The 15,539-nt window shown below is 50.0% G+C and carries 14 protein-coding genes; 2 read left to right on the forward strand and 12 right to left on the reverse strand.

Annotated elements, in window-relative coordinates; all coding sequences use genetic code 11:
* Positions 1-100: 100 nt before the first annotated feature.
* Together OWN49_RS17290 and OWN49_RS17295 are read right to left on the reverse strand one after the other, a co-directional pair.
* The gene (locus OWN49_RS17290) at positions 101-1,534 is read right to left on the reverse strand and encodes a sensor histidine kinase (RefSeq protein ID WP_161941456.1); all 1,434 of its coding nucleotides are present in this window, start codon (positions 1,532-1,534) and stop codon (positions 101-103) included.
* Positions 1,521-2,204 carry a response regulator transcription factor gene (locus OWN49_RS17295; protein ID WP_094247243.1) on the reverse strand — a complete coding sequence of 228 codons (684 nt, stop codon included), beginning with the start codon at positions 2,202-2,204 and terminating at the stop codon, positions 1,521-1,523. Before OWN49_RS17295 ends, OWN49_RS17290 begins: the two co-directional genes overlap by 14 nt.
* A 212-nt stretch (positions 2,205-2,416) precedes the next feature.
* Here OWN49_RS17295 and OWN49_RS17300 point away from each other — a divergent pair, with 212 nt between their 5' ends.
* Both OWN49_RS17300 and OWN49_RS17305 read left to right on the forward strand, forming a co-directional pair.
* On the forward strand, positions 2,417-3,853 hold the full coding sequence (locus OWN49_RS17300) for an ABC transporter permease (protein ID WP_176283116.1): 1,437 nt from the start codon (positions 2,417-2,419) through the stop codon (positions 3,851-3,853).
* A gap of 14 nt (positions 3,854-3,867) precedes the next feature.
* A complete protein-coding gene (locus OWN49_RS17305; protein ID WP_176283115.1) occupies positions 3,868-4,551 on the forward strand; it encodes an ABC transporter ATP-binding protein in 684 nt (227 codons plus the stop codon).
* Between the two features lie 103 nt (positions 4,552-4,654).
* Here the strand turns inward: OWN49_RS17305 and OWN49_RS17310 are convergent, their stop codons facing one another.
* The 10 genes from OWN49_RS17310 to gerKA all read right to left on the reverse strand — a co-directional run bounded on the left by OWN49_RS17310 (position 4,655) and on the right by gerKA (position 15,442).
* Complete coding sequence (locus OWN49_RS17310; RefSeq protein WP_176283114.1) at positions 4,655-6,001, reverse strand: MmgE/PrpD family protein; 1,347 nt, start codon at positions 5,999-6,001, stop codon at positions 4,655-4,657.
* Complete coding sequence (locus OWN49_RS17315) at positions 5,998-7,149, reverse strand: M20 peptidase aminoacylase family protein (protein WP_176283113.1); 1,152 nt, start codon at positions 7,147-7,149, stop codon at positions 5,998-6,000. Before OWN49_RS17315 ends, OWN49_RS17310 begins: the two co-directional genes overlap by 4 nt.
* Before the next feature lie 17 nt (positions 7,150-7,166).
* A complete protein-coding gene (locus tag OWN49_RS17320) occupies positions 7,167-7,916 on the reverse strand; it encodes an amino acid ABC transporter ATP-binding protein (protein WP_003156349.1) in 750 nt (249 codons plus the stop codon).
* 13 nt (positions 7,917-7,929) lie between these two features.
* The gene (locus OWN49_RS17325) at positions 7,930-8,604 is read right to left on the reverse strand and encodes an amino acid ABC transporter permease (protein WP_003156350.1); all 675 of its coding nucleotides are present in this window, start codon (positions 8,602-8,604) and stop codon (positions 7,930-7,932) included.
* A 22-nt stretch (positions 8,605-8,626) separates the two neighbouring features.
* On the reverse strand, positions 8,627-9,418 hold the full coding sequence (locus tag OWN49_RS17330) for an amino acid ABC transporter substrate-binding protein (protein WP_024084882.1): 792 nt from the start codon (positions 9,416-9,418) through the stop codon (positions 8,627-8,629).
* 28 nt (positions 9,419-9,446) lie between these two features.
* Positions 9,447-9,938, reverse strand: coding sequence for a GNAT family N-acetyltransferase (locus tag OWN49_RS17335; protein WP_115996110.1), 492 nt, complete (start codon positions 9,936-9,938; stop codon positions 9,447-9,449).
* Positions 9,939-9,951: 13 nt separating this feature from the next.
* Positions 9,952-11,277 (reverse strand): LLM class flavin-dependent oxidoreductase, encoded by a 1,326-nt coding sequence (locus OWN49_RS17340; protein WP_102422332.1) that lies wholly within the window; start codon positions 11,275-11,277, stop codon positions 9,952-9,954.
* A 168-nt stretch (positions 11,278-11,445) separates the two neighbouring features.
* Positions 11,446-12,564, reverse strand: coding sequence for a GerAB/ArcD/ProY family transporter (locus OWN49_RS17345; RefSeq protein WP_025853768.1), 1,119 nt, complete (start codon positions 12,562-12,564; stop codon positions 11,446-11,448).
* A gap of 24 nt (positions 12,565-12,588) precedes the next feature.
* On the reverse strand, positions 12,589-13,815 hold the full coding sequence (locus tag OWN49_RS17350; RefSeq protein ID WP_103527155.1) for a Ger(x)C family spore germination protein: 1,227 nt from the start codon (positions 13,813-13,815) through the stop codon (positions 12,589-12,591).
* Positions 13,802-15,442 (reverse strand): spore germination protein GerKA, encoded by a 1,641-nt coding sequence (gerKA, locus tag OWN49_RS17355; RefSeq protein ID WP_025853770.1) that lies wholly within the window; start codon positions 15,440-15,442, stop codon positions 13,802-13,804. The genes OWN49_RS17350 and gerKA overlap by 14 nt, the downstream gene beginning before the upstream one ends.
* Positions 15,443-15,539: the final 97 nt, after the last annotated feature.

Here is a 15,539-nt window from a genome sequence, read left to right on the forward strand (position 1 = left end):
CGTGTCTTTCCATCCCGAAAAACACGCAAACTTTGTTTCGGCAGAGCGCAATTTTCCGAGTGAAGATAAAACAGCCGGCAGCCAGACGGGACTGCCGGTTTCAAGATGATTCATGTTTCGTATTCAGCGGAAGGCGGATTGTAAAGGTCGTGCCTTTTCCTTTTTCGCTGTCAATATCTATCGTGCCCTTGTGCATTTCGACGAGCTGCCTGACGATGGACAGGCCGAGTCCGTATTCGCCGTATGCCGTATTCGTCCGGGACACGTCCGCCTTATAAAACCGCTCCCATATATGCTCAATTTCCTCTTTGGAGATGCCGATTCCGGTGTCTTCGATCTCAATCACCGTTTCTTTATAGCCTTCATACCCGCGCAGCGTGATGTCTCCGTTTTGCGTAAATTGAATGCTGTTTTTCGTGATATTGACGAGAATCTGGATCAGCCTGTCATAATCGGCGAACACTTTGACGCCGTCCTCCGCCTGAATCCGCAGCTGATTTTGTTTTTCCTCCGCCTGCTGATTGAGATGCTCTTTAATAATTTCAAACACCTCGATGAGCGGCAGACTGAGCTTGTCCAGTTTGATTTGCTGGGATCTGATTTTTTCATAATCCAGGTTTTCTTTCACGAGCCTGAGCATCCGCTTCGTTTCTTCGCTGATCAGAGAGAAGCATTTCTCTTTATCTTTTTCCGGGATGGTGTTGCTGTTAAGCCCCTCCACAAGTCCGTTAATGGTCGTCAAAGGCGTTCTCAGCTCATGGGAGACATCGGCGATAAATTGGCGCCTCCGTTTTTCCAGGCGGTCAATCTGCTCTCTCGATTGCTTCAGATTTTTGGCCATGATGTTGAAGTCGGACGCCAGCATGCCGATTTCATCGCCGCCGCTGTTCTTGAGCGAAATATCGTAATCACCGGACGCCACTTTTCCGGTCGCATCCCGCAATGTCTGAATCCGCTTGACGTGAAATTTAGATAAAAGCCAGCTCAGCAGAATCGTGATGATAAGGGTGCTGATGATCGCGTAAATCATATAGCGGTTGACCTGGCTGATCATCTGCTCGACCCCTCTGACGGGAGACACGAGCAGCACCGCGCCTTTAAATTGATTGTTGATCAAAAGCGGTTTTGCGACAAGCGACACTTCCAAGCCTTCCGTATTAAAACGGTTCATCTCCGCTCTGATCTGAACGGTTTTCCCTTGCTTCAGCAAGTGCCACTCTTTACTTTTCAGCTTCTCGCGCGGCGGCATATCGTCAGGAAAAAAGTACGGCCGCTGATGTTCATCAAAAATAATAAACCTGGTCTCGCGCGTTTTTAACATGTCCTGATACGGATACAGGCGGCGCAGATCAAGATCGCGTCCGTTCAGCTCACTTGTGATCTGCTGGGCATAAGAAGACAGCTCATCCACTTTATTTTGATACGCAAAATCTTTCACAAAATGCGAAAACAGGGAAATGATGATGAAAAAGGCCAAAATCAAAATGCTGACATGGCTTAACAGCAGCTGATATAAGTATTTAATCCTCATCAAATTTGTATCCTACCCCCCACACCGTGTATAAAAACGGTTTTTCCTCACTGGACAGTTTTTTGCGCAGCCGTTTAATATGAACATCAACCGTACGTTCATCGCCGTAAAATTGATACCCCCACACCTGCTCAAGCAGCTGCTCTCTCGAAAAGACCTGGCGCGGATTTTGTGCGAGATAAAAGAGCAGATCGAATTCCTTCGGCGTCAGATTCTCGACAGGCTTTCCGTGCAGAAACACTTCCCGCGTCTTCTTATTGATTGAAAAACACGCCGTTTCGATCAAGTCGTCGCTTTTTACGGTCTGCCCCGTCGCCCGGTATCTTCTGATCACCGCTTTAATCCGCGCTACTAGCGTCAGCGGGCTGAACGGCTTGGTGACATAGTCGTCGGCCCCCATTTCAAACCCGATCACCTGATCAGACTCCGTGTCCTTTGCGGTCAGCATAATAATCGGCACACTGCTCGTCTCTCTTATTTTCCGGCAGATCGTCACTCCGTCCATAGATGGAAGCATAATATCCAGAATGACCAAATCCCAGTCCTCTTCCGTGAACCGCTGATAGCCTTCCACTCCGTCATGGACAAATTCGGCTTCAAATCCTTCTTTAAAAAAGAACATTTCCGTCATGGTGCATACGCTTATATTGTCTTCTATCATTAATATCTTCATTGGTTCCTCCGCTTATCTTGACGCTTTTACTTATAATAGCACCATTTTACCCGGATATTTTCGGGTTTCACAATTGTTAGTTTTTATTTCATCACCCGGAAATAGTTTGTTCATATTTTTTTCACACATTTCTCCTACTATATACATATCGGATAACCGGTTCTAAAGAAGGTCGGTTTTACAAGATCTGACACCCACACGGAGGAACAGACATGAACTTTATAAAAAGAGCCTTTTGGAGCATGAAGGCAAAAAAGGGAAAAACGTTTTTGCAGCTGGTTGTGTTTTCAGTGATTTGCATTTTTGTCCTGTCCGGTCTTACGATCCAGTCAGCGGCAAAGAAATCAAGCGAACTGGCAAGGCAGCAGCTCGGCGGGAGCGTCACACTCCAGGCTGACCGCCAAAAGCAAATGGCGCAGCAGCAAAAAGACGGTGAAAAGAGGACGTTTGAATCAGCGCCGATTTCCGTCTCGGATGCCAAGAAACTTACATCTTTACAGCACGTTAAAAATTACAACTTCCTCACGACAGCGTCAGCAAACGCAGAAAGCTTTGACGCGATAAAAAGCTCAGGCGACTCAGCCGATAACAGTTCCGGCGGAAGCCGTTTTCAAGGCGGCGGAAGACAGATGATTTCAGCGGACATTTCGGTCGAAGGCGTGCTCTCTACGGCGCTGCTTGATGATTTCACAGGCGGAAGCTCAAAAATCACTGACGGCCGCGCCATCACAAAAACAGATTCGGACGCAAAAGTCGCAGTGATCAATGAAACGCTGGCAGATCAAAACAAGCTGAAGGTCGGCGGCTCCATTACGGTTTCCTCAGCAGCGGATGATTCAGTGAAAACGAAGCTTAAGATTGTGGGAATTTATAAAACAACATCATCAGGAGACGATCAGGCAGAGCATTTTTCATTCTTAAATCCTGACAATAAAATCTATACGCCTTACACCGCCGCGGCGGCGTTAAAAGGGTCTGATAACAAAAACAAAATCAGCTCAGCCGTTTATTATATGGATGATGCAAAATATATTGACTCATTCGTTGCGGCTGCGAAAAAAACATCTATAGATGATAAAACCTACACGCTGACGACAAATGATCAGGTGTATCAGCAAATGGTCGGCCCGATTGAAAATGTCGCGTCATTTTCTAAAAACGTGGTGTACCTTGTATCCATCGCGGGGGCGGTCATTCTCGGGTTGATCGTGATGATGTCGATCAGGGAACGCAAGTATGAAATGGGTGTCTTAATGGCGATCGGCGAAAAGCGCTGGAAGCTCATCGGACAATTCTTAACGGAAATTCTGATTGTCGCGGTTATCGCCATCGGGATCGCATCCGTCACGGGCAGCCTTGTGGCGAATCAGCTCGGAAATCAGCTTCTTTCCCAGCAGGTCAGCTCAGCCGATGATTCACAGCAGCAAACAAGCGGCTGGGGCGGAGGAGAAATGCCGCGGGGAGGCGGCATGTTCGGTCAGCATTCATCCGGTGCAGATGTCATCAGTACAATGCAGGTAAACGTTTCGCTGAATGACCTTCTGATTCTCGGCGGGATCGGCGTCGCAATTGCCGTCATCGCCACATTACTGCCGTCTGTATCAGTCATGCGGCTTCACCCTAAAACGATCCTGACCAAGCAGGAATAAGAGGAGGCAGCATAATGAGCCTATTAACCTTTCAACAGACCGGCTACTGGTACCAAGATAAATCACAGCCGCTGTTTCAGGATATAACGATCAGCTTTGAAAAAGGGAAGTTTTATACAATTGCCGGCGCCTCCGGGACGGGGAAAACCACGTTTCTGTCTCTGGCGGGCGGTCTTGACACACCTAAAGAGGGAAGCATCCTTTATAACGGAGAAGACATCTCCAAAATCGGATTAACCAAATTCAGAAATCAATATGTCTCTATCGTCTTTCAATCTTATCATCTGATCCCGTATATGACGGCGCTCCAGAATGTCACAACGGCGATGGAGATTACCGGATCTAAGGAGAACAACAAAGATGCGTTCGCGCTCAGCATGCTGGATAAAGTCGGCATCACCGAACAGCAGGCCCGTCAGCGGGTGCTGACATTAAGCGGCGGACAGCAGCAGCGCGTTTCAATTGCGCGGGCTTTCTGCTGTGACACGGATTTGATTTGCGCGGACGAGCCGACGGGAAATCTCGACGAGGATACGTCAAAGGAAATCGTCCGGCTCTTTCAGGATCTGGCGCATAAAGACGGCAAATGCGTCATCATGGTTACGCACGACGAACAAATTGCCAAAGTGTCTGATATCAACATCCGCTTATCAAGAGGAAGTTTCACGGTCAAAGAAAACGGCACGGCCGTTTCCTGATACCGCGCCCCTGCCAGCGCAGACAGGGGCGCACCCTATATCCCCCTATTCAATAGAAGTGAACGTAAAAAGAGCGTGGGCTGCATCCCCTCGCTCTTTTTATTTATATCAGCTGTAAATAACGGTCCATATTTGATTGTCCGGCTGCTTTGATCAATTCTTCCGCCTTTTTCTCTTCTCCCGGCAAAGCGAGCCGGAGCTTGTCTTCAATGTCTTTTTCAGAAAGACCGTTTCCCGGCGCTCCCTTCGGACAGTCGATACGTGCTTCATAGACATGACCGCCGGAAGCCGTGACCCGTACAATTGTAAAACGGCCCTTCGGAACGGCGTTGTCAGCTGGCTGAATTTGGTCATCGCAGCTACGGTGAATCCGCTCAAATCCTTTTTGAAGGGATTCCGGAATCGGCTCGGATGTGAAATGTTCAACTGAAAAATCCTTACCGTGCAAAGCCAAGGTGATCACATATTCTACGCTGAACCGGCCCGCTTCGCCTGTTTTCGGACGCTGTTCTGTCAATGCGGCGTCCCCTCCCGGCGGATAAATCACGTCAATCCGTTCCGTTTGGCCGAAAGTGAGACCATGTTCGGCCTTCAGCTTGAGAATGGCGTCCGCCGCATGATGGGCCGCCGAGCAAAACGGATAAACCTTAAACCAAAGTCCCGGGCTCACGATCCGCCAAGGGTTTCCCCACCCATTTACAAGCAGGGTTTCTGCCCGTTCAAGATCGCCGTACAGTCCGAAAAAACCTTTCTCCCCGTCGAGCGCATGAGCTGAGCCGCCGAAACCGGCCTTTGCAAGCTTTACGGCGAACACCCCGGCTTGAGCGGCCAGGCCGGCGTGGAGCGGCTTCATTTCTGTCCCGAATTGCATTCTCATGCCTCCGGAACGGGCAGCCGCAAACCCGATTGCTTTCTGCAATTGGGTTTGATTCAGATTCTCCGCGAATCCGACGGCGCATGCGGCCGCAATGGCACCTAACGTTCCTGTATTGTGCCAGCCTTTCTCGTAATGATGCCTTCCAGCTGACTCGCCGAGCCGCGCCATCACTTCGATTCCCGTCACATAAGCACCGAGAAAACGGCTCTTGTCTATCCGGCCGGCTGATGCGGCTGCAATCAAAGCCGGAAGGATGACCGCGCTCGGATGTCCTCTTACATCAGAATGAACATCGTCAAAATCAAGCGCATGGGCAATGAATCCGTTAATGAGCGCGGATTGGGAAGGCGTGGTTTTTTGATTTCTGCCGATAAGCGGCGCTATCGGCACCCCGCCTTCTTCTTCGGCCAGTTTTACCAGCTTTTCAACGCCTTTATCCCGTCTCCCCGCAAAAGCCGCCGCTGTAAAATCAAGCAGTCCTTTGCGCGCTTCTTTCATCGCTTCAGCGGATGTTTCCGGCACAGACGACATGACGGCCTGAGCAAGTCCGGCCGTCAGATGTTCCGTATTCATTCCGTCTGCTCCAATACATTGACGGCAAGCCGGGCGAAAAACTCAGCCGCTTTCGAAAGCGCTTTTTCGTCGAGTGTAAAGGCGGGATGGTGCCATTCTTCTGTTCCGTTTGTTCCCATCCAGACGAAGAAGCCGGGGATTTTTTCTTGATATAATGCGAAGTCTTCGCCGCCGGGCGACTGTTCTGCCCGAACGGTTTGAAGTCCGAGGCTTTCAGCCGTTTGTTCCGCCGCCTGTATGAAACGGGCGTCGTTCATCACTGACGGCAGGTAAGGATACCAGCGGAAGTCAGCCTCTGCCCCGAATCCGGCCGCGATTCCTTCGGCAACCCGCTTCATATGTTTCGGAACAGCGTCCCGCGCTTCCTTTTGAAACGTCCGGACGGTTCCTTCCATTTCAACATGGTCCGGGATGACATTCCAAGAGCTGCCCCCTTGAACTCTTGTGATGCTGACGACGGCATTATGAAGTGAGCTGATGTTTCTGCTGACAACCGATTGCAGGCCGCCGATGATCTGTCCTGCCGCCTGAATCGGGTCAATGCTGTTGTCGGGGATTCCGGCGTGGCCGCCTTTTCCTTTCACGGTGATTTCAAAGCGGTCGACACTCGCCATAAGCGGGCCTTCTTTCAGACCGACCGTGCCGACGGGGAGGTCAGGTTTGTTATGCATGCCGAATATCGCCGATACACCGTCAAGCGCGCCGGCTTCAATGACCTGTCTTGCTCCGGCGGCGATTTCTTCCGCGGGCTGAAAAATAAACCGCACCGTTCCTTTCAGCTCATGCTTTCTCTCATTTAATAAGAAAGCCGTGCCGAGAATAGATGCCGTATGGAAATCATGGCCGCATGCGTGCATCACGCCGCTGTTTCGCGAAGCAAACGGAAGGTTTGTTTTCTCTTCGATCGGCAGTGCGTCGATGTCCGCTCTGACGGCGATGACAGGGCCGCTTTTATCTCCTTTGATTTCAGCGATCACTCCGGTTTGAAGTTTCGGCACATCAAGAACCGTGATTCCTTCTTCCTCCAGCCAGCGGCGGATTTTATTCGTCGTTTCGAATTCCTCGCCTGACAGCTCAGGGTGTTCATGAAGGTCGCGGCGGATATTGATTAAACGTTTGTTTAATGATTCATACGTTTCATTTGCCATTTCTTCTTCTTCCCTTCTTAGACAAGTTCGGCAGGCTCTCCCACTTGCTTAATGAATTTTTTCGTCCGTTCGTTCTGCGGATTGTCAAACAGCTCCTCCGGCGTTCCCTGTTCGATGATGCGTCCGTCCGCCATAAAAATAACTTTGTCGGCTACTTCACGCGCAAAAGCCATCTCATGCGTGACGATGATCATGGTTGTCTGTTTTTCGGCAATTGATTTGATGACTTGGAGCACCCCGGCTACAAGCTCAGGGTCAAGGGCTGAAGTCGGTTCATCGAGTAAAATCGCGTGAGGATCAACGGCCAAGGCTCTCGCAATCCCGATCCGCTGCTGCTGCCCGCCTGACATCGTAATCGGGTAGCTGTCCGCTTTGTGTTCTAAACCGACTTGCCGCAGCAGGTCCATACCGATCTGTTCCGCTTCTTTTTTCGGTTTCTTTTGCGCGGTGATCAGCGCCTCTGTCACATTTTGCAGGGCGGTTTTGTTTTTGAACAGGTTGTAATTCTGAAACACCATCGCCGTCTGCTGGCGAAGCTTGTGTACGTCTTTGCGCGAATAGGACGCTGCATTCAGCTTTGCATCGCCGATTTCAATGATGCCGTCATCCGGGCGCTCCAGCAGATTCAGACAGCGGAGGAGCGTTGATTTTCCCGAGCCTGACGGGCCGATGATGGCCGTGACTTCGCCGCTTTTGATCTCAAGATCGATCCCGTCAAGTACGGTAAGGTCTTTAAATGCTTTTCGAATATGTCTGACTTGTATCATCCTGAGCCTCCTCCTATGTGCGATAAGGCTTGCTGATCGCCCGTTCGAGCAGATCCTGCAGCACACTGTAAATAATCGTAAGAATCCAGTACATGACCGCGACGGCTAAATACGTCTCAAAATATTTGAGGTTGCCTGATGCGTACATTTTTCCTTGGGCGAACATCTCCATCACACCTAATGTAAAAGCGAGCGATGTTTCTTTTAACAGGCCGATAAACGTATTTCCCGTCGCGGGAAGCGCGTTTCTGACGGCTTGCGGGAAAATGATCCGTCTGTACGCCTGGGATTTTGTCATCCCGACAGACAGACAGGCTTCAAGCTGCCCCTCATCGACTGAGTTGAGCGCAGCGCGGAAGATTTCAGCCAGGTAGGCGGCATTTTTCAGGCTTAACCCGATAATCGCCGCAGTTAACGCCGTCATCTTGCTCATCCCGGGAAAGAGCTGAGGCAGGCCGTAATAAATTAAGAAAAGCTGCACGAGCGTCGGCACGCCCCGGAAAAATGAAATATACACCTTTGACAGCTGGTGAAGCACAGGAATACGATTTTTTGTGATAAGCGCTAATATAAGGCCGCCGATCACGGCAAATACCATGGCCGCGACGGCCATTAGTAATGTGATCGGCAAGGCTTCGATTAACGCGGGAAAAGCTGAAAACATAAATCCCCAATCAATGCTGTTCATTCTCGATTTTCACCGCCGTTTCTTATTGCTTTGCTTCCTTTGTGATATCTTCGTTAAAGTACTTTTCAGACAGCTTTTTCAGCGTGCCGTCTTTCCGCAGGTCTTCAATGGCTTTGTTTACTTTTTTGCGGATTTTATCGTGAGCCGCATCTTTCGCAAACGGGAAAGCGACTTTTTCATAAACAATCGGGTCTCCTGCTAATTTCAGAGGCAGACCGGTCTTTTTGATCTGGGCGATCAGGACGCTGCGGCTGTTTACATAAGCGTCAACCCGTCCGTAAGCCACGTCTTTCAGCGTACCTTCTTGTGTTTCATATGTTTTTATGTTGATTTTTTTATCCGGGTCCTTGCTCTCAAGGTTTTTCGCGTGGTTTGAGCCCAGAACGGCCGCCACTGTTTTTCCTTTCAGATCATTGACTGATTTGATGTCTTTGTTATCGTTTTTGACGACGATTTGAGTGCCCGCATACGAATACGGTTCTGTGAAGTTATACGTTTTCTTGCGTTCGTCCGTGACAGCGACCTGGTTTGAAATGGTGTCGAGTTTGCCGGTCTGGAGCTCGCCCATCAGTCCGCTGAATTCAAGCAGCTTCCAGTCCAGTTTCATGTTGATTTTTTTCGCAACGGCTTCCATGACATCCACGTCAAAGCCTGTCAGCTTGCCGTTTTCTTTATATGCGAACGGATAGCTTTGTCCCGTGGCGCCGACATGCAGCACGTTATCGCCGCCTTCGCTTTCTTTTCCGTTTCCGCATGCTGTTAAGACCGCCAAAAGCGCGGCAGACAGCAGCAAAGCCCATGTTTTCTTCTTCATTGAAATCCCGCCTTTTCCTATTAAAATGTTAATCCTGCAATTGTTTTTTTAAATAGATGGTGATGTGCCCTTTTCCTAAATCCTTTTCGCCTGCGCGGACGTAGCCTTTCCGCTCGTACATGCCGATCAGCCACGGATGCTTGTCCGCTGTGCCCAGTGACACGAAAGGCGCTTTTAATGTATCGCGGAGCACTGTGTTCTCCAGCCACGCCAGCATGTCTGAGCCCGTCCCTTTTTTACCGGTTTCAGGATCGACGGCGAACCACCAAATATGAGGGACACCGTACGGCCCGGGATTCGGCCCCCACGGCATCCGCAGAGAAATCGTCGCCAGAATCCGTCCGTCTTCCTCCAAAACGTAACAGGCGTTTTTTTGTATGTTAGTTAATACGAGTTCTTTATCCGCCGTGGCAGCGGCAAAATTGATGCCGAGCTTGCGGATCGGTTCATACGCCCTCAGTGTCAGTGAAAGCAGCTCATCAGCGTCTGCCTCCGTTGCGAGCCGGTATTGTCTTGACATGATGAGCCCTCCTTTAGTCGGCATATCGGTTTGCCGGTTTTTCCAGTCCGAAATGTTCTCTGAGCGTCGTTCCTTCATACTCTTTTCTGAACACGCCCCGTTCTTGTAAAATCGGAATCACTTTGTCTACAAAAAGAGTGAGACCTTCAGGCAAAAGCGGCGGCATGATGTTGAAACCGTCACAAGCTTGTTTTCCGACCCATTCTTCCATCTTATCGGCAAGCTGTTCAGGCGTTCCGACAAAGATATGATGGCCTCTTGACCCCGCCACATATTTGTACAGCTCGCGGATGGTCATGTTATCGCGTTTGGCCATCTCCTGAACGAGCTTGAACCGGCTTTTAACGGCATTCGACGCATCCGCATCCAATTCAGGCAGCGGGCCGTCAAGCGGGCAGGCGGAAAGGTCGACGCCGCCCAGATAGTTTTGCAGAATGTTCAGGCCGACAGACGGAATGATGAGGTCTTGGAGCTCTTCATATTTTGCCTGCGCTTCTTCTTCGGTATCGGCGATAACGGGAAAGATCCCCGGCATGATCGCGATTTTTTCAGGATCACGGCCGAAAGAAGCCGCTTGTTCTTTAATAGATTGATAGAATTCCTGCGCGGACTCCAAATGATTTTGCGCGGTGAAAATGACCTCCGCCGTTTTGGCGGCCAGCGCTTTTCCGTCTCCTGATGATCCGGCCTGAATAATGACCGGGCGCCCTTGAGGTGTGCGGGCGACATTTAACGGCCCTCTCACGGAGAAATATGTTCCTTTATGGTTCAATTCATGCATTTTGTCTTTATCGAAAAATGCTCCTGACTCTTTGTCACGGATAAAGGCGTCTTCCTCCCACGAATCCCATAATCCTTTGACGACTTCCACGAATTCTTCCGCGCGCTGATATCTGAGATGGTGCTCAAGATGCTTTTCGCCGCTGAAATTAAGCGCGGTCGATTCAATCGAAGATGTGACGACATTCCAGCCCGCGCGGCCGTTGGAAAGATGATCAAGCGATGCAAATTGTCTCGCGATATGGAACGGTTCGCTGTATGTGGTAGACGCGGTCGCCGCCAGACCGATGCGGGATGTGACCTGAGCGAGCGCCGACAGCAGCGTAAACGGCTCAAAGCGCGTCAGCACATTCGGATGTGATTTGCCGTCTATTGATAAACTGTCCGCCAAAAACAGCATGTCCAATTTCCCCCGCTCAGCCGTTTTCGCCAGTTCTTTGAAATAATCCAAATTCATGCTCGCGTCCGCCGGTGCCTGAGGATGTCTCCAAGAAGCGACATGATGGCCGGTGCCCGCGAGAAACACACCGAGTTTGATTTCTTTTTTCTTTGTCATGATGGATCTCCTTCTATTCTGAAATACGGTTCAGAAAATATTAACACCACTAAACCTATATTTCCTAGTAATTTTATAAGAATAAATCAAAATGTACAATTGTCACGCAAGTTTGTCAATGCATTAAGACAAAAATCATGATTTTTAAAATAACCCGGCGCACCGGCCGGGTTATTTCTTCGAAACTGTATAGACGGTCCCTTTGACCTTTTTCTTAATAACAGCAATGATAAGCAGCAAAACGGGGAACAGCACTTGAAACGGAAGATGAATATAGATCGGCACAATGTTTAAGCCTTCATTCATGTGTTCCGAAAAATTGCTTGCGATGCTGATGGAGAGAATCAGCACCCCCAATCCGACTGGAAAGGCCAGCTGGGACGGGTTTTTTTCTTTAAACAGCGTGGACACGCCCACGACAACCGCATATGTAAAAAGGCTGACTTTGAAAAAACCGCCGATGACAAGCACGAGCATGAAAAAGACATCCAGCCGGTCTAAAAACTCTTCTACTTTAATCGTCTGTATAGTGCTCAGCAGCGGAAATTGAGAGCGGAGCATTAAGTTGACGTCCAGCACACAAATATTAATCGCCACTGACATCGCCAAAAACAGCCCGCTGATGATAATCGCCAGAAATCCGGTTTTCTTCACCTTTTTCCGATCTTTTAAATAAGGGAAAATCATGACAAACACGATTAATTCACCGAATGGGATGAACATCGTCTGTTTAAACACGGAATAAATGACCGTTCCTGCACCCTCAGCTAAAACGGGCTGGAGAAATCTGAGGTTGATCGTGCCTGAGCTGATAATGAGGATCAGCCCGACGGCTGTCAGAAAATACATAATGCCAAACAGCAGCTCGCCGGCCCTCGCTATCACTTCAATTCCCTTTCTGACCGCAAATATCGCGGCGATCATCAGCATGGCATTCACAATTAAAAGCGGCGTGTCCTGGTAGGCGAAGGTGACAAGCATTTCGCCAAAATCCCGCAATACGCGGGCCGCGATATAAGAAAAATAGAGAATATAAAGAAGCGAGACCGCCCAGCTCAGATGTCTGCCGATCAGTTCGTTCATGTAATCTCTCGGTGAAGACTCAGGAAAAAATTGATACAGGGCCTGATAAACGTAGAAAAGTCCGAGACCGGTAACGCACCCGAGAAGCACGGACAGCCACGCATCCCGCCCGGCCATCGTGCCCGGCGGGATCAATAACGAACTGCCCAATTCAAACAAAATGATCATAATAAACAGCTGACGCGTGCCGATTTTCGCATTTTCCATACGCTTCGCTCCTTTCCCCTCACATCAATCATGCTCAAGCTTGTCTGAGAGAGGATTATTCCGCAAGCCCGTTCTTCTGATAATGACTTCCGTTTTGACATCTACGGGGAGATTGGGGAAATATTCTTCCTCCCACTTCCCTTTGAACTTTTTCCATTTGTCCGGATGCTTCCGATAGATCAGGTCTCCGAAGCCGACGAAGTCATTCTTACGGGCTTTTATATCTTCAATTGATTTGGTGATATCTTTGTCAAGCTGCACGCTGAGCGCCTTTTGCATCGTCATCAGCACTTGCGGATCAGACAGATGGAAAGGGTATCTGACAGCGTCCACCAGCCCCTCGACCTGAGCATGCACGTGAATATGCGGTTTTCCGTTCGGAAAAGTGGCCGTCACCTTTGTATTCTGGCGGGTGACCTGCAGACTGATTGCATGCTTCACGTTCTTCCAATCCGCATTGATGAACGTATGCTTGATCCTATTGAGCAGCCATACAGCCCCCACACTGTCGTCATCCTCAATCCAGTAATCCAGCCTCCCATCCTTTTTGAACACCGCCAATCCGTCCGCTGACAGCACTGCTTTCGGTTCAGTCGTCTGCGTATTTTCCATTGTAGGGCCGGCTTTTTCGTCTCCGTGCATTTCATAACCCGGTATAAACGGCGACCCGGTCGGAGAAGCGAGATCAATCAGAACGTCCTGAAGGCTGGTTTTAATGACTCTGCCGTATTGTTCCTGCGTGAAGCTGAGCGTCTTGTTCACTTTATTGGAAGGGATTTTATCAATCGGCGTCAGCACTTTAATAATGTCTTCAGCCTTGCAATTATGCGCGATAACCGCGGTTGCGGTCGTCCTGAATTCGGTGTCGCGGTCAAGATTGTCCAGAATAAAACTGAGCCCTTCCTCTTTCGCCAGTTTTTCACTGAACACCACGAGATTCGTATGCGCAAAATAGAGCCTTCTGGACACTTTCATCGAGCCTTTTCTCAAAGCTTCCGTCATATTGTCTCCGGACACCGAATAGACGGAAACCGGAGGCCGGTCTCCCGCTCCGCCGCCCTGCAGACCGCCGGCCACGTTTCCCGGATTGATAATTTGCAAGTGAAGGACGTATTTTCCCGTTTCGGTCCGGTCAATACCGATGGCGGAGATCACAGCCAAATCAGTCAGCTCCCTTTTATCCCAGCATCCGGATACAAACATAAGGGAAACCATCGTACAAAGGATAAGCATCCATTTACGTCTTTTCATTACCGTCGCCCTCTTCTACATCTTTATTAACCATTCCTCTGGATGTCTCCGGTTTCGGTCTTTGATGTTCCCCTTCGCGCCTGTTGTTTTCCTGCACGAGCAGTTCCGGCCTTTTTTCATCCGCCCATAACGGAGCGCGGAGGATGGAATCCTTCAGCCCGCCCGGGGTCAAAGGAGCGAGCGGGGACATATACGGAAAACCGAATGAACGCAGGCCGCACAGATGGACGAACATCATGATAATGCCCAGAATCAGCCCGTAAAATCCCATGACCGCCGCTGACAGAATAAAGAGAAACCGGATCAGCCGCGCGGATATCGCCATGTCAAAAGCCGGGGTCGCAAAGCTGGCAATCGCCGTCAGCGCGACGACGATAACCATGGCCGGGGAGACGATGCCGGCCTGTACGGCGGCCTGGCCGATGACAAGCGCTCCGACTATGGAAACGGCGGAGCCGACAACTCTCGGAAGCCGGACACCCGCCTCCCTGAGAATCTCAAAGGCCACTTCCATCGTCAGCGCTTCAATCACGGCCGGGAACGGCACCGTCTCCCGCTGAGCCGCGATGACAATCAGCAGCTGCGTCGGAATCATTTCCTGGTGAAAGGTCGTCGCCGCCACATAAATCCCCGGCGCCACCAGTGAAATGAAGAAAATCAAAACCCGCAGCACCCTGATGCTTGTGGCGATATCAAATCGTGAATAATAATCCTCAACGGATTGAAAAAATTGAATAAATAAGGCCGGCGCGATGAGAACGAACGGCGTTCCGTCCACGATAATCGCAAATCGTCCTTCCAGCAGATTCCCCGCCACGACGTCCGGCCGCTCCGTATGATATACGGTGGGGAACACAGAAAACGGCGCGTCTTCAATGAGCTGTTCAATGTAGCCGGATTCCAGAATGCTGTCGATGTCAATGTGCTTCAGCCGCTTGCGGACTTCCTTAATCAGCTTTTTATCGCAAATTCCGTTAATATACATCAGCGCGACATCCGTATTCGTTTCGTGTCCGATCTCCATTTTTTCAACCCATACATCAGGCGTTTTTACATACCTGCGGATCATGGAAATATTGGTTTGCAGAGATTCAGTGAATCCCTGCCGCGGGCCGCGGAAAGAGACCTGAGTGCTCGGCTCTTGAATGGACCGGTGCTCGCCCCCTTCCGTGCTGGCGATCAGCGCCTTGTCAGCACCGTCGACAAAAATGAGCGTGCTGCCCGCCACCAGCCCGGCATAAAGGCTTTTCCATTTTTCTTCCTCTTTCACCCCGCCGATCGCAAGCGTTTTATCGTATATCAGGCAGACCGCTTGTTCCGGCTGAACGGACGGGATGTCGATTAAATCCTCCAGAAGGGATTGGCTGACAAGCTGTTCGTCTACCAAACCGGCGATATACACAATTGCGGCCGGAAGCTCTTCTTTTCCGATTTTCAGCCGGCGGATGACGACATCGGCACTGTTGCCGAACCTCTCAGACAGCTTCTTCATATTTTGCTTTAAGCTGAGGGAGATCGGCTCATCCCGCTCTTTGTCCGGCTGGCTGTCCGCTTCTTTTCTGCCTTCATTGTCACGGTCGTTTTGATCGGCTTTTTTTTGTTTCCTCTGCTTAAAAAATGGCGGCATATCGCAAAAAACCTTTCCTCGTTTTTTTCATATTCTTCCTGTACGGCAAAAGATTATGCACGGCGGAAAGCCTGCATAAGTTCTGCGTAATCGAAAA

This window comes from Bacillus sp. NEAU-242-2 (genome assembly GCF_027853835.1).
GTDB classification, from domain to species: Bacteria; Bacillota; Bacilli; order Bacillales; family Bacillaceae; genus Bacillus; species Bacillus velezensis.

What these genes read in the sequence shown, in the direction of transcription:
- OWN49_RS17295 (WP_094247243.1), bottom strand. Translation starts at nt 2,204, where the DNA reads ATGAAGATATTAATGATAGAAGACAATATAAGCGTATGCACCATGACG.
- OWN49_RS17300 (WP_176283116.1), top strand. Translation starts at nt 2,417, where the DNA reads ATGAACTTTATAAAAAGAGCCTTTTGGAGCATGAAGGCAAAAAAGGGA.
- OWN49_RS17305 (WP_176283115.1), top strand. Translation starts at nt 3,868, where the DNA reads ATGAGCCTATTAACCTTTCAACAGACCGGCTACTGGTACCAAGATAAA.
- OWN49_RS17310 (WP_176283114.1), bottom strand. Translation starts at nt 6,001, where the DNA reads ATGAATACGGAACATCTGACGGCCGGACTTGCTCAGGCCGTCATGTCG.
- OWN49_RS17315 (WP_176283113.1), bottom strand. Translation starts at nt 7,149, where the DNA reads ATGGCAAATGAAACGTATGAATCATTAAACAAACGTTTAATCAATATC.
- OWN49_RS17320 (WP_003156349.1), bottom strand. Translation starts at nt 7,916, where the DNA reads ATGATACAAGTCAGACATATTCGAAAAGCATTTAAAGACCTTACCGTA.
- OWN49_RS17325 (WP_003156350.1), bottom strand. Translation starts at nt 8,604, where the DNA reads ATGAACAGCATTGATTGGGGATTTATGTTTTCAGCTTTTCCCGCGTTA.
- OWN49_RS17330 (WP_024084882.1), bottom strand. Translation starts at nt 9,418, where the DNA reads ATGAAGAAGAAAACATGGGCTTTGCTGCTGTCTGCCGCGCTTTTGGCG.
- OWN49_RS17335 (WP_115996110.1), bottom strand. Translation starts at nt 9,938, where the DNA reads ATGTCAAGACAATACCGGCTCGCAACGGAGGCAGACGCTGATGAGCTG.
- OWN49_RS17345 (WP_025853768.1), bottom strand. Translation starts at nt 12,564, where the DNA reads ATGGAAAATGCGAAAATCGGCACGCGTCAGCTGTTTATTATGATCATT.
- OWN49_RS17350 (WP_103527155.1), bottom strand. Translation starts at nt 13,815, where the DNA reads ATGAAAAGACGTAAATGGATGCTTATCCTTTGTACGATGGTTTCCCTT.
- gerKA (WP_025853770.1), bottom strand. Translation starts at nt 15,442, where the DNA reads ATGCCGCCATTTTTTAAGCAGAGGAAACAAAAAAAAGCCGATCAAAAC.